At 61.0% G+C, this 584-nt stretch carries 1 protein-coding gene; it reads right to left on the bottom strand.

What is annotated here, in order from left to right:
- A partial coding sequence (locus Abor_RS12485) for a transketolase C-terminal domain-containing protein (protein WP_048842233.1) occupies window positions 1–584 on the bottom strand: 584 nt, incomplete at both ends.

Raw genomic sequence — 584 nt, 5'->3', positions numbered from 1 at the left:
CCCAGCGCGCTGAGAGCGGTTTGTACGATGTGGGGTGCGGTAAGGCCAGCCTGGTCGTACTGAGCGTCCTGCGTGTTATGGTCGATAAAGATATCTGGCAGGGTCATGGGGCGGAAACGCACGTTATCCAGCAGGCCGGTGCGGGCCAGATGGTGGCCAACCAGCGAGCCAAACCCACCTTCTGAGCCTTCTTCCAGTGTAATCAGCACCGCATGGTTGCGGGCCAGATTTTCAACCAGTGCCACATCAAAGGGTTTGGCAAAGCGGGCATCTGCCACCGTGGGGGGCAGGCCGTGGGCGGCCAGAATATCGGCTGCTTTGCAGGCTTCTGCCAGCCTTGGGCCAAGCGAGAGAATGGCAATGCCCCCTTTGGCGCTACCAGCCTGCTGGCCCATTTCCCGAATAATACGGCCTTTCCCAATTTCCAGCACGGTGCCAGCCGCGGGCAGGTCAAGCCCAAGGCCGCTGCCGCGTGGGTAGCGCAGGGCAATGGGGCCTTCATCAAACTCAACAGCCGTTGCTGTCATGTGCAGCAGTTCAAGCTCGTCAGATGGGGCCATAATGGTCATGCCCGGCAGGCAGCC

Source organism: Acetobacter orientalis (assembly GCF_000963965.1).
Taxonomy (GTDB): domain Bacteria; phylum Pseudomonadota; class Alphaproteobacteria; order Acetobacterales; family Acetobacteraceae; genus Acetobacter; species Acetobacter orientalis.
This window is presented reverse-complemented; position numbering and strand designations above follow the sequence as displayed.